Source organism: Paragemmobacter straminiformis, assembly GCF_014243445.1.
Lineage (GTDB): Bacteria > Pseudomonadota > Alphaproteobacteria > Rhodobacterales > Rhodobacteraceae > Paragemmobacter > Paragemmobacter straminiformis.
Genome location: NZ_JACLQD010000001.1, coordinates 197,768 through 215,960, shown reverse-complemented (window position 1 = coordinate 215,960; position 18,193 = coordinate 197,768). Strand labels below are relative to the sequence as shown.

Annotated in this window: 13 protein-coding genes; 3 read left to right on the top strand and 10 right to left on the bottom strand. The window is 57.8% G+C overall.

The annotated features are described in order from the left end of the window. Positions 1–145 precede the first annotated feature (145 nt). A complete protein-coding gene (locus H7F16_RS01000; RefSeq protein ID WP_185795694.1) occupies positions 146–1,393 on the top strand; it encodes a PDDEXK-like family protein in 1,248 nt (415 codons plus the stop codon). A 21-nt stretch (positions 1,394–1,414) separates the two neighbouring features. Here the strand turns inward: H7F16_RS01000 and H7F16_RS00995 are convergent, their stop codons facing one another. Then, entirely contained in the window at positions 1,415–1,675 is a 261-nt protein-coding gene (locus H7F16_RS00995; RefSeq protein WP_185795693.1) for a hypothetical protein, read from the bottom strand. A 973-nt stretch (positions 1,676–2,648) separates the two neighbouring features. Here H7F16_RS00995 and H7F16_RS00990 point away from each other — a divergent pair. Further along, on the top strand, positions 2,649–7,514 hold the full coding sequence (locus H7F16_RS00990; protein WP_185795692.1) for a DEAD/DEAH box helicase: 4,866 nt from the start codon (positions 2,649–2,651) through the stop codon (positions 7,512–7,514). A gap of 1 nt (position 7,515) precedes the next feature. Continuing rightward, positions 7,516–9,282 (top strand): GmrSD restriction endonuclease domain-containing protein, encoded by a 1,767-nt coding sequence (locus H7F16_RS00985; RefSeq protein ID WP_185795691.1) that lies wholly within the window; start codon positions 7,516–7,518, stop codon positions 9,280–9,282. 149 nt (positions 9,283–9,431) lie between these two features. Here H7F16_RS00985 and H7F16_RS00980 read toward each other — a convergent pair whose 3' ends face one another. The 9 genes from H7F16_RS00980 to H7F16_RS00940 form a co-directional block, all read right to left on the bottom strand. Next, positions 9,432–10,631, bottom strand: coding sequence for a Fic family protein (locus H7F16_RS00980; protein ID WP_185795690.1), 1,200 nt, complete (start codon positions 10,629–10,631; stop codon positions 9,432–9,434). A gap of 171 nt (positions 10,632–10,802) precedes the next feature. After that, positions 10,803–12,179 (bottom strand): tyrosine-type recombinase/integrase, encoded by a 1,377-nt coding sequence (locus H7F16_RS00975; protein ID WP_185795689.1) that lies wholly within the window; start codon positions 12,177–12,179, stop codon positions 10,803–10,805. 665 nt (positions 12,180–12,844) lie between these two features. Further along, positions 12,845–13,354, bottom strand: coding sequence for a hypothetical protein (locus H7F16_RS00970; protein ID WP_185795688.1), 510 nt, complete (start codon positions 13,352–13,354; stop codon positions 12,845–12,847). 3 nt (positions 13,355–13,357) lie between these two features. Beyond that, the gene (locus H7F16_RS00965; RefSeq protein ID WP_185795687.1) at positions 13,358–14,290 is read right to left on the bottom strand and encodes a hypothetical protein; all 933 of its coding nucleotides are present in this window, start codon (positions 14,288–14,290) and stop codon (positions 13,358–13,360) included. 130 nt (positions 14,291–14,420) lie between these two features. After that, the gene (locus H7F16_RS00960) at positions 14,421–15,230 is read right to left on the bottom strand and encodes a DNA adenine methylase (protein WP_185795686.1); all 810 of its coding nucleotides are present in this window, start codon (positions 15,228–15,230) and stop codon (positions 14,421–14,423) included. Between the two features lie 92 nt (positions 15,231–15,322). Continuing rightward, on the bottom strand, positions 15,323–16,222 hold the full coding sequence (locus H7F16_RS00955; protein ID WP_185795685.1) for a DNA cytosine methyltransferase: 900 nt from the start codon (positions 16,220–16,222) through the stop codon (positions 15,323–15,325). After that, positions 16,194–16,403, bottom strand: coding sequence for a Com family DNA-binding transcriptional regulator (locus H7F16_RS20020; RefSeq protein ID WP_185795684.1), 210 nt, complete (start codon positions 16,401–16,403; stop codon positions 16,194–16,196). Before H7F16_RS20020 ends, H7F16_RS00955 begins: the two co-directional genes overlap by 29 nt. A gap of 125 nt (positions 16,404–16,528) precedes the next feature. Then, complete coding sequence (locus H7F16_RS00945; protein ID WP_185795683.1) at positions 16,529–17,041, bottom strand: hypothetical protein; 513 nt, start codon at positions 17,039–17,041, stop codon at positions 16,529–16,531. A gap of 8 nt (positions 17,042–17,049) precedes the next feature. Continuing rightward, entirely contained in the window at positions 17,050–18,192 is a 1,143-nt protein-coding gene (locus H7F16_RS00940) for a hypothetical protein (protein ID WP_185795682.1), read from the bottom strand. Between the last annotated feature and the right edge of the window lies 1 nt (position 18,193).

Below are 18,193 nucleotides of genomic sequence, written 5' to 3'. Positions count from 1 at the left end.
AGTGGTCGAAAGAATTTGCAGCACCATAGGCAAAGGAACTGGCGACTGACCGGCATGAATGAAAACAGGAATTCGAAGCTTTGAAGAGTTCATCGGACCAAGCGGTCAAAAGTGGATTTTCCGAACCTTCGCCGAAAGGAGCAGAATGGAACAGTTGAACCTTGTCGAAATTCAGAAAGCGCTCGATGAAAATCCGATTTTTCATATGTCATTGAGTTCACGAGAGCTTTTTCATTCAAACTTTCTCGCCTGGCTGTTCTGGAAATATCCCGCCAGCCTGAATGCGGTATTGCCACTTTCCTTTTCGGTATCCAACATATCGGCGGTGCACAGGGAGCGTAAGAATCTTGATCTTCTGATTGAAGCGATTGCAGACAGCGGCCTGAAGCATAACATCGTTCTGGAAAATAAAGTAAAGGATATCCCGAGGGCGGAACAGCTTTTGAGCTATGACGAGAAATTGAAAGGAGACCTTGGCAATGCTCCGACCGATAAGATATTGCTCTCGCTCGTGCCAGCTGCCAAGTCCGTGAAGGAGAAATCGGGGTGGCTGGATTTCGATTATAAATCGCTTGGTTCAAATGTATTGGACTGGGTAGACAGATCAGCCGTCTCCGATGAGGACGTGATCATCATCCGACTTTATGGCGAATTGGTCTGCAATCTGTCGAAGCTGGTTGATGCATCCTTGCAAGGTGATGGCCTGCCAAGAGAGAGCTGGCTTTTGAAAACGCGGACGCCTAGACAGGATGAAATCCATCAGGTTCTGAGCGATCTTCGATTGATCGATATGATCGGAAAGATGCAGGCATCTTTCTTGCTTGACTCAATTCGAGCGGAGGTCGGCAGGAATTTCAGGTCGACGACCTTTGAGGTCGAATTCGGGTCCGGATACTCGCGCGCGATGCCGATGGTCGAAGCGAGTATAAGCCGCGCGGTTTCCGGTGGCAGCCTGTCGCTTGGAGTTCAAGTGCAGGGCGATCAGTATCGCCGCTTCATTCTCTTTGCGCATTTCAATATTCCACCAAAAGAAAGTGCGCGCAAAAAAATCAGCCAACTCCGTAAAGCGATCGACGAAACGGACGGCTATCGATGGCTCTTCGCGCCCGAAGTGGAGAAGGGCGGGTTTATCACTGCTTTGCATGAGAGAGAGGAGAGCCTGTTGCCCAAAAAGATGGGAACACGCATGGATCGCGCCGCGCCAATCAACAGCTTTGCACCTGGCTTCGTCTATCAGCATATCGATCTGGACAGCTTAGGGAGTTCGCAGGATGTATTCGCTTCATTGCCAGCAATTGTCGTGAGTGACCTCTCCTATGCGTCTTCGCTGTTGGGCGATCCGGATTATCTCGAAAAGTTTATCAATTTCAGAAGTATATCAAGCTTTAATTAACGCCCGAGCAGGGTGTCCCTTTTAATTGTGATCCCTTGTCGAGATGTCTAGTGCTGACAGCAGCACTTGCCGCAGGCCGGCCTGTTTACTTTCGTCCACCAGGTTAACGATCCGTGCAATCCGCCGCTTGGCTGTCGTAATATTCATATGGTTGTCGCCGCTTAAAGCCGTCCAAACTAGGTCTTCGACATCACGAAACTCCTCTTGCGAAAGAGCCTTTGCTTCGGGTTGAGATAAAAGGCGCAGGACCGCTGCTTCTGTCAGGTATATATTGTCGCTCATCCCCAATCCTTCTGACCAGAAAGCCGCAATAAAGCATAAGTGTGGAAAACCTTGAAACCTGCCATCCATACAATGTTGAACAAACTAATTTTTCATAGGAACATCGATCAGATGATCGCTTGTATCAGACTCCTCCTGAACAGTCGATGCATTGGAAATTATATAGGCCCTTAGCTCTGCTTCGCCGCTGTATTTATCGTCAAGCCATATAACTAACCTGGCGAGATATGCATCTGCCGCATCAGTTCCTGCCTCCATCTGAAACCAAGTAGCTGCAACATCAACATTCTCTGCGCTGCGATCTCGGCATTCAGCGCATGCAGAATACGTTATCGGCGCACAGCCACTCGAAGTGAGTTCAACGTCGCCTAGTCGATTACAAATATCGCAGCGTGAGGTCATATTTTCAATTCAGGAGCATCAATGATTCTGCAAAGATTTAGCGCGGCTGTTGGAAAAACAGCATCGCTTCGTTTCTCAGGTGGCTGTAAATATGCAGCACTTCTTTGTAAAATGCAACTCAGAGTCTTAATTTACCAACGCCGATGTGTCTTCCTCAGAGCCTTTGACTTCCCGTAGGTCGGCGCGCTTACTTTTGATCGTCTGCTCACTAGCTTACGGTGCAGCCGAGTGCTTGCCTGACGGGGACGAGCAATCGGTCCGATGCTTCGGCTATCGCGATCACGAATACCTTTGAGCATCCATTTCCGACCCCTGCGTCCGCGGCTCCGATGGCAGGCAAACGCATGACATAATCCAAGAGCGCCAACCGGTCAGCGAGTGACTGCAGCTCAAGCGTGGGAGAGTAGCCAAGGACGAGAAGGAGGCGGTGCAGGGACACATCTCGTCATGTCTCAAAGAAACCCCTTCTTTGATCACTTAGCGTTTCGTTCCGACACATCCTTTGCGAGAAAAAGTTGATCTGGGTTTAGTTGCTTCGTAGGGTCGCCCTGATCATTCTTACAGGTTTTTCATGACCCTTACTCTCGACGCCTTGCTCGAAAGCTACCGCAACGTGGCACTGACCGAGCGAGAGAAGGGGACCTACTTCGAGCGCCTCTGCTCTGCTTTCCTACTTCATGATCCCGTGCAAGCCGCTCAGTATGACGCTGTTCAGACCTGGGTTGACTGGGCAAAGACGAACGGGATCGACGGCAAGGACATCGGCATCGATTTGGTTGCGCGTCTGCGCGACGGCAGCGGTTACGCTGCGATCCAGTGCAAATTCTACGCGGCCGATCACAAGATCGCGAAAGCGGACATCGACTCTTTTCTGTCCGCTTCATCTAAGCCGTTGTTTGTCCGCCGTGTGGTCATGGACTCTACCGAAGTGGCGTGGAGCGAAAACGCGGAAGCCATGCTCGACGGTCAGGTAATCCCAGTCTTCCGGATCGGACTGGTCGAGATGCGCGCATCCGCGATCCAGTGGTCGATTTTTGCGTCGAAGAGTGAAATCGTCCTTGAGCCGAAGAAGGAGTTGAGACCCCACCAAGCTGATGCCCTTGCCGCAGTCAAAGCCGGGCTCACGCAACATGACCGTGGCAAGATCATCATGGCCTGCGGAACAGGTAAGACGTTCACAGCGCTGAAGATCGCAGAAGAGGTCGTCGGCGCACATGGTGCCATTCTCTTTCTTGTGCCCTCCCTCGCGTTGATGGCGCAGACCGTGCGGGAGTGGACCACGGACAGCGAAGTGCCTCTCCGCTCGTTCGCCGTGTGCTCAGACACGCAGGTTGGTCGGCGTAGGGTCGGGAAGGACGACGTCGCAGAAATAACCACGCTCGATCTCGCTTTCCCCGCTACGACAGATGCTTCGTCCTTGGCAAAGGGCCTGTCTGTTACCGCGCCCGGCAAGATGACAGTGATTTTCGCGACCTATCAGTCGATCCAGACCATATCAGACGCCCAGCACGTTCATGGTATGAGCCGCTTCGACCTGATCATCTGCGATGAAGCCCATCGCACCACGGGCGCGACGATTGACGGTCAGGAAGAGAGTAACTTCGTCAAGGTTCACCGCGATGATGTAGTTGGCGGGAAGAAGCGGATCTACATGACCGCAACGCCCCGCATCTTTGGGGATGCCGCCAAATCTAAGGCCGGCGACCTTGGTGTCACACTCGCGACGATGGACGATGAAGCGGTATTCGGCCCAACCCTGTTCTACCGCGGTTTCGGTTGGGCTGTGCAAGAAGGGTTGCTAACTGACTACAAGGTGATCGTCCTTGCGATGGACGAGGGCCTCGTGGCGCGGTCTATGCAGACCCGTATGGCCGATCCAACCAGCGGGCTCGTGCTCGATGATGCGACCCGCATCTTGGGGTGCTATAAAGCGCTCACTAAGATGGACATCCTGTCGGATGTCGGTGCTGACACGCAGCCCATGCGTCGTGCGTTGGCATTTTGTCGCGACATTGCATCGTCAAAGCTCGTCCAGGACGAATTCGCTGCGGTTGTTACGGATTATCTCGCCAACGCCGAAGTCAAAGAGCGCGAGGGCGATCTCGTCGATCATCAGCTGCGCTGCGAGATCAATCATGTTGATGGCACGTTCAACGCCAAGACACGCGGCGAACTGCTTGATTGGTTGAAGGCCGAAAGCGACGACAACACCTGTCGTATCCTTACGAACGCTCGCTGTTTGTCCGAGGGCGTCGACGTGCCGGCTCTCGACGCGATCATGTTCCTGCATCCTCGGAAATCACAGATCGACGTCGTGCAATCTGTCGGGCGCGTGATGCGGCGGGCGCCGGGCAAGCGCATGGGTTACGTGATCCTTCCCATCGGTGTCCCGGCGGACAAGTCGCCCGAAGAAGCGCTGAATGATAACGAGAAGTATCGCATCGTCTGGCAACTTCTGAACGCGCTTCGCGCGCATGATGAGCGTTTCGACGCGACAATCAACCAAGCCTCGCTCGGTCAGGATGTGTCGGACAAGATCCAGATTATCGGCATGGACAGTGTCGAGCTGAAGGCTGTAACCGCGACGGTCGAGAAGCTCCCGACCAAGACCGCAGCAAAACGCTCCGGGATCACTGCTCCCGGTCGAGATTCTTCGGACGACGATTTCGTTATCGAAGACGACCGCGAACCGGAGCTGCCCGGCGTGGTGCTCGACGACTTCAGCCGGGCGATCATGGCGAAGATCGTCAAGAAGTGCGGCGATCGTGAATATTGGGACCGCTGGGCCAGCAGCCTGCGCGACATCGCGCTCGCCCACATCACTCGGCTTGAGGCGATCCTCTCAGTCAAAGACAGTCCCGCGCGCCAAGCCTTCGACGCGTTTCTTGCCGAGATTCGCGATGATCTGAACAGCGGCATCACCGAGCAGGAAGCGGTGGAGATGCTGGCCCAGCACATCATCACCCGGCCGGTCTTTGATGCCCTCTTCGAAGGCCATGCCTTCACACAGGAGAACCCGGTCTCCCGCGCCATCCAAGGAGTGTTGGACGCCCTTGAGGGTGAGCACCTCGAGAAGGAGACCCGCGACCTCGACGACTTCTACGCCAGCGTCCGCAATAAGGCGCAGGGTATTACAGACCCGGCCGCGAAGCAGGAGCTGGTCCGCCAACTCTACGACAACTTCTTCGGCGTCGCCTTCAAGGGCACCCGCGACAAGCTGGGCATCGTCTATACCCCGATCGAGATCGTCGATTTCATCATCCGCTCGGTCAACGACGTGCTGGAGGACGAGTTCGGCCAGACCCTCGGGTCGAAGGGCGTGCACATCATCGACCCCTTCACTGGCACCGGCACCTTCATCACGCGCCTCTTGCAGTCCGGTCTGATCGCGCCCGAGGAGCTAGAGCACAAATTCCGCCACGAGCTTCATGCGAATGAGATCGTGCTGCTGGCCTACTACATCGCGGCCATCAACATAGAGAGCGTCTACCACGGCCTCTCTGGTGGCGAATACACGCCGTTTAACGGCATCCTCCTGACAGACACCTTCGCGATGTCCGAAGGCCAGGACGAGCTGGCGCTGGTGATGCCGGACAACTCCGAACGTAGGCGCCGGCAGCAGGAGCTCGACATCCGCGTCATCATGGGCAACCCGCCCTATGCTGTGTCGCAGTTCATCGATTACCCGCATCTCGATAGTCGCATCGCCGATACCTACGCCGCACGGTCCACCGCGACGAACAAGAACGCTCTCTACGACAGCTACATTCGTGCGATCCGTTGGGGCGCGGATCGGCTGGGGGAGAGCGGGGTCATGGCCTACGTCACGAACGGCGGCTGGATCGATGCGAACACCGCCGACGGGATGCGCAAGTCGATGGTCGATGAGTTCTCGTCGATCTACGTCTTCCACTTGCGGGGCAACCAGCGCACCAGCGGCGAGACGTCCCGGCGCGAGGGCGGCAAGATCTTCGGCGCAGGTAGCCGAGCGCCTATTGTCATCACGCTGTTCGTGAAGAACCCCGCGGCTGCGAAGCAGGGGCAGGTCTTCTACCACGACATCGGCGACTACCTGAGCCGCGAAGATAAGCTGAAGATTATCAAGGACTTTCGTAGTCTTCGTGGCCTCGGTGCCAAAGTCGGCTGGCAGCAGGTCGTGCCTGACGATCACGGCGACTGGCTGAAGCAGCGCGACGACAGTGTGGGCAAGTTCATCAGTATCGGCGACAAGAAGGACAAGACTACAGCTGTCTTGTTCGAGACATATTCGCGCGGGCTCGAAACAGCACGCGATGTTTGGTGCTGGAACTCGTCCAAGCGGCGATTGCTCGAGAACATGCGCGGTCATGTGGACGAGTATAATCGTCAACTTCAGTTGCGTCGCGATGGCACGATCAACGACCCGCAAGATAATCCCCGCCGGCTAAGCTGGACAAGCAGCCTGACGACGGACTTTCAGCGAGGAACACCAGCGATATTCAACCCCGACGCTGCGGTTGCTGCCACTTACCGCCCCTTTTTGAGGACGTGGCTCTACCGCGAGAAGATGTTCAATCACCGGCAGGGGCAGATACCGCTGCTGTTTCCGAACAACAGACTACCGAACCGCATCATCTGTGTTCCTGGGAGGGGAGGGGACAAAGGGTTCTCTGCTTTCCTGCTCGACACCATCGCAGATCTGAACCTCGCACCCGCGATGGGCGGGTATCAGTGCTTCCCGCTCACCCTCTACGACCGCGCCGATACCGACGCAGGTGACGACCTGTTCTCTTTGATCGAAGACGACAAGCCAATCTACCGCATCCGCCACGGCATCACCGACGCGGGCCTCGCCCACTTCAAGGCGGCCTACCCTGGTGAGGCTATCACCAAGGACGACATCTTCTACTATACCTACGGCCTCCTGCACTCCGAAGACTATCGCCGCCGCTTCGCTGACAACCTGACCAAGGAACTGCCCCGCATCCCCTGCGTGAAACAGGCCACCGACTTCTGGGCCTTCGTTAGGGCCGGTCGCGCCCTTGGCGACCTGCATGTCGGCTACGAGACCGTCGAGCCCTATCCAGTCACTGTTAAACAGGGCGACTTGTCACTAGCCTCGATCGACGATCCCGTGAAGTTCTTCAGGGTCGAAAAGATGACCTTCGGCAAGAACAAAGACCGCTCGGTGATCCACTACAACCCCAACATCACGATCACCGACATCCCGCTGGACGCCTATGACTATATCGTCAATGGCAAGTCCGCCATCGACTGGGTGATGGAGCGTCAAGCGGTCAAGCAGGACAAGGACAGCGGCATCATCAACGACGCCAACGACTATGCCAACGAAACCGTCGGCGATCCGCGCTACCCCTTCGACCTGCTGCGCCGCGTGATCACCGTCAGCCTCGAGACGATGAAGATCGTCCGTGCGCTACCCCCGCTGGAGATTTGAGATGAGCGAATTAAAGACCCTGTTCAAGCGCGTGGAATACGATCTGGATGGCCTTCTTCATTTCATTGATCTCGGCGACATCGCCCTGCCAGACATTCAGCGTCCGTTCGTGTGGACGAATGCCAAGGTGCGCGACCTGTTCGACTCGATGTATCGCGGATTTCCGGTTGGCTACTTCCTGTTCTGGGAAAGCGAGTCCGAGACCGGTGTGAAGCAGATCGGCGTGGGTGCGAAGCAGTTCAAGAAGGCTTCGCGATTGGTGGTCGATGGACAACAGCGTCTGACCTCACTCTACGCTGTTTTTCGCGGCCAAAAAGTGCTCGATGCAAATTTCAAGGAACGCCAGATCGAGATTGCGTTCAGGCCACGGGATGGAAAATTTGAAGTTACGGATGCTGCTATCCGGCGGGATGTAGAGTGGATACCGAATATCTCGGACCTTTGGGCAAGCGGCAAATCTTCCTACACACTTGTGAAGGATTATCTGCGCCGCATCAAAGAGAAAATTGACCTGCCTGAAGACCAAGAGGAGGCGATAGCCCACAATCTCGACCGGCTCTTCGACTTGAGAAAATACCCCTTCACTGCTCTAGAGATCGCGTCATCGGTCGACGAGGAGCAGGTTGCCGACATCTTTGTGCGGATCAACAGCAAAGGCGTGCCGTTGAACCAAGCAGACTTTATCCTCACATTGCTATCTGTATTTTGGGAAGTAGGTCGTCGCGCCCTTGAAACATTTTGTCACTCCGCGCGCACGGGTGCGAAAATCGATGGGAAGGCATCGTCGTTCAACCATCTTATTGACCCAGATCCTGACCAGCTGCTGCGCGTTTCAATTGCATTCGGTTTCGGGCGAGGGCGCCTCAAGAGTGTCTATCAAATTCTCAGAGGCAAAGATGCTGAGACGGGCGACTTCTCAGATGCGAAGCGTGAAGCCCAATTCGAAGTGCTGAAGAACGCGCAAGCCGAAGTTCTTAATCTCACAAATTGGCACCAGTTTCTTAGTGCCATCGTGGGAGCGGGTTTTCGCAGTTCGGAGATGATTTCGTCGAACAATGCATTGCTCTATGCATACGCATTCTATTTGCTTGGGCGCAAACGCCATGGTGTGGATGAACACATCTTGCAAAAACTCATCGGCCGGTGGTTCTTCGCAACGTCGCTCACCGGCCGCTACACTAGTTCACCTGAGACGGTGATGGACGGGGATCTTGCGCGCCTAAGATCAATCACCACAGCAGAAGAATTCTGCAAAGTCCTCAATGACATTATCGAGAGTAACCTACCCAATGACTTCTGGAATATTACCCTGCCCGCAAAACTCGACAGTTCGTCAGCACGAAATCCGGAGCTTTTTTGCTATATCGCTTCACAGAATTTGCTGGGTGCGCGCGTCCTATATTCCCACAAGACGGTCCGCGACCTGATTGATCCATCCCTCCAGACGAAAAAGAAACCGCTAGAGAGACATCATCTTTTCCCCAGAGCATACCTAGAAGGGAGCGGAATCGTGGATATAAGGCACATAAACCAGATGGCGAACTTCGCCCTTCTTGAGTGGCCTGATAACATTAGCATCAGTGACGATGCTCCAAGCGTCTATGTCCCTAAGGTGCTCGCAAGGTTGGATGCTGCTGTTGCAGACCAAATGATGCAAGACCACGCTCTTCCAGAAGGATGGGAGTCTATGGCTTACGACCATTTCTTGGAAGCACGTCGCACCCTGATGGCACAGGTCATACAGAAAGGCTTCAACGTCCTGAAATAGCAAGCTGAGGTTTTCCCCCAACTTTGTGGTGGGCTCCCCGGCGGGCCGATTGATCGACCTACGCTAAGTGGGCCGTATCAACTTAACTACCGGTTCCGGTTGCGATTGGATGAATGACCACTGCTAGGTCATTACTCAGCATCCAAGGATCACCCCAACGGCGCTTCCGCGAACAGGTTTGGAAACAACCGCTCGCGGAAATCCAGCGGAAACGCCAATCGAACCGGAGTTTTGGGGCTGTCCGAGGTAAGGAACCCCAGACGCACTAGATCACCAAGCGTCTTGCGCGCTGTTACTGCCGACACGCGTAGCACCAATGCGGCATCGCCACGGTCCAGCCGACCATGGCGCAAAACGGCAGAGATAAGGTCAGGCGCGCGCTTGTCGCCGGTCACATCCGACACCAGTCGGCGGTAGCGGTCTTCAAGACCCGCCACGTCGAACAACCGCGTGGAGAAGCGGATCTGGTCGAGCATCACTTCCATGAACCAGCCGGTGAAGGTCTCCAGCGCAGCCTCGGACAGGTTGCCTCTCCCGTCACGATCACCGCGCCGCGGACTGTCGGCCATGTCCATCATCCGCATATACTCGCCACGCTCTTCCAGGCCCCTCGCCAGTCCGCGTGAGACGGACCACAGGCCCTGTCCGCCGATCTCGGCTTGCAGGGCCATGGCGTGCGACATCAGGCGGCTGACGCGCCCGTTGCCGTCCGGGAAGGGGTGAATGAAGTTCAGCCGGTGGTGCGCCGCCGCGATGGCGATGATGCGCCGGCTGGCCGAAGCCTCCGCCGTGCGGAACCGTTTTGCGAAATGTGCAAGGAAGGCGTCGACGCGATGCGAGGACGGCGGCTGATGCCGGCCCACGACGACCTCGGCATCGCCCTCGGCACGGAAGCGACCGGGCACGATCTCTTCGCTGCGCCCATCGGGGTAGGTGACGAAGCGGAACTCGGGCGGCATTTCGCGATAGAACGCCTCATGCACCCATGCGAGGAAGGCAGGGTCGGTCGGTGACCCAAGGCGACCCTCGCGAAAACGCCGGTCGATCTCGCGCTGCACAATGACATGCGCCCGCGCTTCCAGTGCAAGAGGGCGGGTCTCTTCGGCAAGCTCAGCCCCTGCCAGCGCTGCCTCGATGTCACGCGGGTGAGTGTTGTGCCCTTCAATCAGGTTCGAGTAATAGCAGTTCATGACGCGGACGAGGTCCGCCAACTCGGCGGCGCTGTCAGGATGCAGTCCGCGACCGAGAGCGTCAGCCGCGCGTTGCAGCTCGACCGCCAGGTCAGCCAGTTTCGCCGGAACCCGTTCTTCAAACAGGCAAGGCTCGATGCGTCCGGGTGTTTCGATCATTTCTGTCGATCTTTGTCTGCCCCTAGTTCAATGATCTATATATGAAAAGAGATCGGAGGCGAATGATATTGTCGATGTTTGATTTCGATCTCTCGGAGAGGTGTCTACGCCCACAACAGAGCCTGCAATCGTCCCGCGTCGCTACACAAGAAGCAGACAGTGAACGATTTGCTAGCCTTCTCTCGTATCCGTCGTCTCGATATAGGCTAGCGCCTCTGCCAGCGTGGACAGCGCCTCTTCTTGCGGATCGCGCGCGTTCTTCAGCACGCGGCCAAGCTGGATATAATGCGAAGCCGATGCGCCCACGTTATCTCCCCGAAGCGGGTCAGTATGCGCCAGAATTTGTTCGATCGTTGAAGCCGGGACTTTCAAGGAGTGCATGATCGTCGCGGCCGTCCGACGCAGATCGTGACGATGCCAGTCGGTCGTTCCGCTCGCTATGTGAAGCGCCTTCTGAAAGCGCGTCCAGTTATCCAACGGGCCGGTGCCGGCGCCGTTCGGAAACACCAACTGGTCAGGCTTTGCAGCTTTCCAGCCCGGTAACTCTCTCAACAGCGCCATAACTGGTTCCGGCAGCGGCAGCGCTTGCCCACGAGGTCCGCCCCTGGTCGATTTCACGGCTGGTTTTCGCCAGACGCTGTTCGTCCGGTCGATGTCCTGCCATCTCATCGAACAAACCTCGTCCAGCCGCGCGGCAGTGAGCAGCATGAAACGCATCGCAATCGGACGAAAATCGAGGTGACGTCCAAGACGCAGGGTTTCGAGCTCAGGTGCGGGATAGACGAGAAAGGGAAGCACTGCTTTCAGTTCCGCTTCGGTAAGCACCCTCGTGCGCTTGCCCGTAATCGTCGGATCGTCCGAGGCCGGATCATGCGTGGTCATCAGCGAAGCGACGGGAAGCCTCTGCGTCCGTGAGGCGCCAAGTTTCTGGAAGGACTTCCGCCCAGCTACCCAGTCAAGGACGGGGCTAAGATAGGCGCGCGCCCGCGAAGCCTGACCGTTTGCCGTTGTTCGACCATCTGAAGGGCGGAGCCGCCGATAGTTCGAGATGGATGCAGCGAAATCTTCGTCTGAGAGCTTGGTAATCGGCTTGTCGAGAAGATCGGCATAGACACGCTCGATGACCTGCCGGGCGCCACTGCGTTCGGTTTTCGGCCCTCTAGCCCGCCAAGAAGACTTGCTTGCCGAAAACCGCTGTTCGTATTCAAGGACAACCGCGCGCAGCGTGGTTTTGTCCTGCTCCATGAGGGTAGTCTCTCGGACTAGCTTCTTCTCTCCATTGATGTCGCGGCCCGACTTCATCTCTAGCTTTGTGCGGTTCGCTGCATCCCTGGCTGATTTCAGCGTAAGGTCGGGGTAGGCCCCCAGCGTGACCGTCTGCATCTTTCCAGCAGCGTTTCTCGCGCGCAGGACAAACATGACCCGGCCCGATGCTGACACTCGTCCCACGAGGCCCTGCATGACCTTGTCGATAACTTCGTAGCGCTCCCCCGTCGGCTTGAGGCTGCGCAGCGCTGCGTCAGAGAGTGCGGTGATCCTTTGCGCCAAAATGGTCCTCTCTGGGTTACATCTGGGTTACAGAACGCTTACCTTGGGTTACATTTCCCTGCATCCGCATGCAGCTACGTGCAGCAAGAATTTTTCGACCAAGCCTCTGTTTATGAACGATAAATATTATGTTTTAATGAGCGTTTCAAGGGCGCGTCAAGCAGCCTGACCGAGGATTGAAAATCCGCGTGTCGCTGGTTCGATTCCGGCTCTGGGCACCACTTAACTTCTGGTAAATCCCAATAAAATCAACGATTGCAGGCGCTTGCCGAGGCCGAGGGTACACACCGAGGTACATGGCGGGTACATCATGAGCATCTGCGTGAAACTGAAGAATCTGAAAGACCACGGCGACCGTGTAGCGGCGCGGCAGCTTCCGGACAAAACCGCGACATCATCCGGACAAGAATTTTTCGGACGATGGGTGCGTCGAGAATTTTTCCGGTGACGACTTGCCTGACACAACCCGCAATCCTCGGAAGACGCTTATTCAAGCACTGATCGTTCTATCGAAGCGCCGACGGGCGGAGGAAGCGAGTGTATCGCCCACGGTTCACCTCGCTCAGAAAGAGCCATCGAATGCGGCGGCGATAGTTATTCGATGGACCGATATCGACGCCACGCATCGCCGTAGGTAGCGAGGCACACATATGCTCCGAGACCGTTTAGCTGTCGCTGTCCGGCCGTTTCAAAACCGGTGGAAGCTTTTCCTGTAGGCCCCTGTCATACTTTTCCAGCTGAAGCTTCAGCAATGACCTTGGGAGGGCAAAAGACGCCCCGAACACGAAGATTGCAAAGAAGGCGAATAGACGCTGGAGCCACATCGTCAGGGCAGGAAAGCCTTCCGGCACAACATACATCGCCATCGCAAGGCCGAGGGTGGCGAGATAGAAATAGAAAAGCCACAGATGCCTGGAAAGACGCGCAACAACATCCCGGCGGGAAAGCTGCTGTTCCTGCCAAGACTGATTGCTCGGCTCGCCGATGAAGGTGATCACCGCCACGAGGAACCCCGCCAGGATCGAAAAAACTGTAACGATCGTATTGATCGCATCGGTCTTGCCAGCGAGCAATGGCTGCAAGAATACTGACCCGACTGCGGAAATGGCGATCAGAAGCAGAAGGCCGGCAATCAGCTGCCAGTCGAACTCTCTCTTCCTCCGCTTCGTCCGCATCGCTTACACCTCGGCAAGACCACTCGCCCGCACGTCCCTAAGGAAATCCTGCATTTCCGCGTATACATCGTCTGCAACAAATGAGTTAGCAGACCGTTTCAATGGGACGGACTTCCTTGTGGACATGTGTCGAGGGCGTATCGTTTCACCGTTTCGAAGCACGATGACATAGTCGTCGGCGTCGTCGTCTTCAACGATATCTACAGCAAGACGGTCAGCCGCTTGTTGGACCGGCTGAAGTTCGCCTTTGGGTAAGCGCAATTGCAGACGCAGCGACCCCGAACTGTCCTTGATCGCTCGGCGATCGACCGGCTTCGAGATCATGTCCATCACTTTAGACAGGCCAGAGGCAATCCGGTCATTGATGCCTACCGGTTTCCCTTCGTCTTCAATAAGACTGGCGGTCGCCTCTGTGATGCTCATGTCGAACTGGATGCTTTCTACACCGCCACCGACCTGAATTTTGCGAACCACATCGGGCGACGCCTGCTGCACAAGGTCAAACTGCGTGCTTTCGTTCGACATGCCTGCCATCGGGAAGAGGCCATGCAGGTAGAATTTTGCTGTAGCCGCATTCCGCCCAGCGTTCAAAGTGATGACGTCGTTGCCGCTGACCAGAACGAAGAAGTCCGAACTAAGGAAGTTCTCCCCCGGCGCAGGCTGCTGCTCGGTAAGGACTGGCGAGCGGGAACCACTCATCGGAACCACACCAACCGACTGGCGGTCAACGTAACGGCAACCTTGAAAACCGACCGCTGCTCCGACCGCCCGAAGCTCCATGCCCATCGTTGAAGTCTGATCCTTCTTCAGGACAACGCGCTGTGTAGATAATGGTAAGGTCTGCCAAGCTTCCTCTACGAGAACCTGAAGATTAAGGGGTTTTTCGGCTACCCAAAGGGCTTTACGGTATTCAATCACGCGCTTTACAGATTGCATCACACTCTTCCTGAAATCCTGACACCCGCAGGAATAGTAACAGCGCGACGATTCGTCTGCGAAAAGTTGTATTGAAGCGGCAAAGAATTGGTGCTGGCCCCGACCAGACGTGGGCTATGGCGGCTCACCTTCATACCCTGCCGATAAGCAACTCCCCCCGCTCTCCCCGGCTCTCCGCCTGCTTGCCGATGGTGTACGACGTGCTCACCTCCTCCATCGTCGCCCAGCCGAAAATTTCCCGCACTTCGGGGACGTCGTTGATCGACTTGAGGAAACGCCCCTTGATCCCTGTCAGGACATCCGACAGCCGCGCGAAATCCTGACGGGCGAAGAGCGTCTTGCCGTAGACCCCCTCGGTGCCCCAATAGGGTGGATCGAGGTAGAAGAGCGTCCCCTCGCTGTCGTAGCGCAGGATGAACGCCTCGAAGTCCAAGCATTCGATGATGACCCCCGACAGGCGGCTGTGCAGGTCCTCCAGCATGGGTTCGAGCGTGGTCAGGTTGAACCGTGCGGGGCGGCCGATCGACACCCCGAAATTCCGACCGCTGACCTTGCCGCCGAACGCGGTGCGCTGGAGGTAGAGAAACCGCGCCGCACGTTCGAGATCGGTCAGCGTGTCAGGATTGGTGTCGACCAGCCGGTTGAATTCAACGCGGGTGGTCAGCTGAAATTTCAGCACGTCGAGGAACTGCGGATAATGCCGTTGCAGGATGCGGAACAGGTTCGCGACATCGCGACCGGCATCATTGATCACTTCCGCCCTCGGCCGAGAGGCACGGCGCAGGAAAATTCCGCCCATGCCCACAAAGGGCTCGGCATAGGTTTCGCACGGCACTCGGTCGAGGATGGAGCAGATGCGCTTGGCGAGGTTTCGCTTTCCGCCCATCCAAGGCGCAACGGGAAGCACGGGATCGACGGGTGTCAGGTTTTGGGTCGACATGATCTGCCCTTGTCCATGCCGCTCGACGGCGATCTGGTAAGGGCTCGGGGGCCTCATTCCCGAACCCTACCTCCGATCAGCCGTGCAGGCAATTACCCCTCCAACTCCCCCCTCAACATCCGCCACGCGTGCGCTGCAGCCAGCGGGACAACCCCGTTACCGGCTGCGACGGATCGGTCCACCCATCCGGCCATCCCATCAGCCAGTCGGTGAACGCAGGGTTTAAGGTCAGGGCGCCGGTCGAGTGTTTCTCGCCATTCAGCAAAACGACCCGGCAGGGGTGGGAAGAGACCGGGCTCCCAGCCTTCCACCCCGCCGCCATCAGCATGTCCCACAGAAGCGTCCATGCCCCAGCCGCGGGCTTGATCGAGATCTGCTTGCCCGTCTGGTTCAGGTCGTTGCGAAAGGCCAGCCCCGCTGGGCTCAGCACCACGCAGGCGCGGTTGGCGTTCAGCTTCGCGGTCGGCGTGGGCCAGAATGAACAGCCGGTCGCGGATGTGCGACCCGCCGACTTCCGCCGCTGATACGACGCCCGCTGCAACCCTGTAGCCCATGCGTTGAAGGTCTCCGCAGACGTCTCGGAAACCGAGGGACAGATGGCCTGCGACGTTCTCGAAGAAGCACCATTCGGGGGCAACTTCGCTGACGATCCGCGCGACCTCGGGCCAGAGGTGGCGGGGGTCATCCTCGCCCTTGCGCCGCCCCGCGAAGCTGAACGGCTGGCACGGGTAACCGGCAGAGACGATATGAACGCGGCCGCGCCACGCTCGGCCGTCAAAGGATCGCAGATCGTCCCAGACAAGAGCCGGAGCCAGGGACGCGTCCGCCATCCGTGCCACGAGAGTGGCTGCAGCACCTGCGTTCCGCTCGACGAAACCCACAGTGCGGTATCCGGGCTCGGCGATGTGCAGCCCGAGGTCAAGCCCTCCGACCCCGGCGCAAAGGCTGAGGCCGCGAAGGTCTTTAGGTAGTTGGGTGGGATGAACAGCCACAAAGCAGGTCCTTTCCGGCGCGCTCGGGGCGGTCAGGAACGGGGCTCGCGGGCCGTAGGGAGTTATAGGCCCGACAGCGCGGGCACTTGATCGACAGGGCACCACGCAGCGCCCCGTCTTCCATCTTGAATAGCAGACGTCCGCAATCGCAGCAACGCACGTCGGTTAAGGGTTTGTTCATCCGAATCGTAACCTCTGGTCCAGCCCCTGAGACGGGCGGAGCGGCCTTGAGGGTATCGGGGTCGACGGGGGGTGTGCTTGCCGGCTGGCCCCGGTGCCGGAGGGCGGGAAACCGCCCTCCGGCCTTCATGTCTCAAGCAGGCTTTCAGCGCCGTTGAACGCGGCAGCCATAGGCCAAGCTGCGGAAATCTCGGCATCTGCCGGAACCGATGCGATGCCCATCGCGCGGACCTGCGCGGCCAGCTGCAGGGTCACGTCCAGCCGGTAGGACTGGCTCGAATAGACCGCCGCCTTCATCCCCGCCCAGACCGCGCGCTGCTCCAGCGTACTCTTGGGTAGCGCGGAAAGCGCGGATTCGACCGTTGCGCGGAAACCGGTCAGGTCGAGGAAGAATGACCATTGGGCGGGGGTGAGGGCGGGGACGGGTGCCACTAGCGCCCCCACCCCGAGCGGCCCCGCGTCCGTCCAGCGCCATGCGTCTAGCGGAGCATCTGGCGCTTCCCCTTCGGCCAAGATGCGCCACGCCACGGCTGCCGGAATGTCTTTTGCAGCCAGCGCCTCGGCACTCAGCCCCGTATCCGGCGCAGGGGTCAGGATTGCCACGCCACCCGCTTCAGTTTTGATGATGATAGTTTGCATGACGCCCCTCAGCGGAAGATTGCGACATAAACGCTTGTCGGATCAGAGAAGTTCGAAGCATTCGACAGGAATGTAAGAATACGCACAGTTGCCGCTGTCTGGTCGTAGACGCAGGCAATCGGCTGGTTAGCTACCGTGCTCGCCCAATCCCGTGTGGCGAGCGTTGCATAGCCCGCGTCCGGCATGGCTGTGCCGAAGTTGACGTTGTAATCCCCGACGGCATTCCTAACGACCGAGGACACGTTGCCCGCGGCACGGATATAGACCCCTCTTGTGACACTCCCGCTCGTCGTCGCACTCGTCCCGCTCGTCACCGTGAACGTGTTCGCCCCCGTGACCGTGACCGTATACGTCCCGCTCGCCGCCGTGCCGGTGGTGAAGGTCAGGGGCACGCTATCCCCCGTGACCAACCCATGCGCCGTGATCGTGACGGTAATCGTCGTGCCGGTCTGAGCATAGGTGCCGGACCCGACTGTGCCGTTGAAATTGACCCAAGCGCGTGGGGCAAAGAGCGGCGCAGCGCCAGGGGCGGTCACGCCCAACAAGACAAGCGCCGCCGCCGCATCCGCTGCCGTGCCAAGCGCCTGCCCGAATGCCGTCAACAGCGCACCAGATTCCAGCACCAGCCAGTTCGCCCCGTCGCTCACCAGCACCGCCTGCGACCCGATCACCGCAGGCAGGATCGCCGTCCCCGCCGCGCCACCACCCTGCGGTACCACGTTCGCAGATGCCGAAACCACCGTCTGTGCTTGACGGTTCAGAAACGCGAGCATCCGGCCTGCAAAAGTGACCGCGCTCGGCAAGGTGACGACGCAGGCACTGCCGGCCTTGTTGTTGATCAGATGGTTTTCGCCCAACGCGACCGAGAAGTTCGCGGTCTTGGTGACCGGCACGCCCAGCGACAGCGCCCCGAGCGAAAGGAAATCGCCCGCGCCGAAGGACACCTGCACCCAAGCGTTGTCGGCCGCGTTGCGCATCCATAGGACCTGACCACCGCCGGTCGTGTTGACATGCAGCATCCCCGGCGCGGTGACGGTCGGGAAGGCCGCGCCAGAGTTCGTGCTGAACAGCGCAGCAAGAACCCCGTTCAGGTTCGCCCGAAAGGCCGAGCTGAGCGAGTTCGCAAGGGACAGAATAGTGCTTTGTGCCACG

Excerpts from the sequence above, each read along its gene's own strand:
- H7F16_RS01000 (WP_185795694.1), top strand. The coding sequence starts at position 146 with ATGGAACAGTTGAACCTTGTCGAAATTCAGAAAGCGCTCGATGAAAAT.
- H7F16_RS00995 (WP_185795693.1), bottom strand. The coding sequence starts at position 1,675 with ATGAGCGACAATATATACCTGACAGAAGCAGCGGTCCTGCGCCTTTTA.
- H7F16_RS00990 (WP_185795692.1), top strand. The coding sequence starts at position 2,649 with ATGACCCTTACTCTCGACGCCTTGCTCGAAAGCTACCGCAACGTGGCA.
- H7F16_RS00985 (WP_185795691.1), top strand. The coding sequence starts at position 7,516 with ATGAGCGAATTAAAGACCCTGTTCAAGCGCGTGGAATACGATCTGGAT.
- H7F16_RS00980 (WP_185795690.1), bottom strand. The coding sequence starts at position 10,631 with ATGATCGAAACACCCGGACGCATCGAGCCTTGCCTGTTTGAAGAACGG.
- H7F16_RS00970 (WP_185795688.1), bottom strand. The coding sequence starts at position 13,354 with ATGCGGACGAAGCGGAGGAAGAGAGAGTTCGACTGGCAGCTGATTGCC.
- H7F16_RS00965 (WP_185795687.1), bottom strand. The coding sequence starts at position 14,290 with ATGCAATCTGTAAAGCGCGTGATTGAATACCGTAAAGCCCTTTGGGTA.
- H7F16_RS00960 (WP_185795686.1), bottom strand. The coding sequence starts at position 15,230 with ATGTCGACCCAAAACCTGACACCCGTCGATCCCGTGCTTCCCGTTGCG.
- H7F16_RS20020 (WP_185795684.1), bottom strand. The coding sequence starts at position 16,403 with ATGAACAAACCCTTAACCGACGTGCGTTGCTGCGATTGCGGACGTCTG.
- H7F16_RS00945 (WP_185795683.1), bottom strand. The coding sequence starts at position 17,041 with ATGCAAACTATCATCATCAAAACTGAAGCGGGTGGCGTGGCAATCCTG.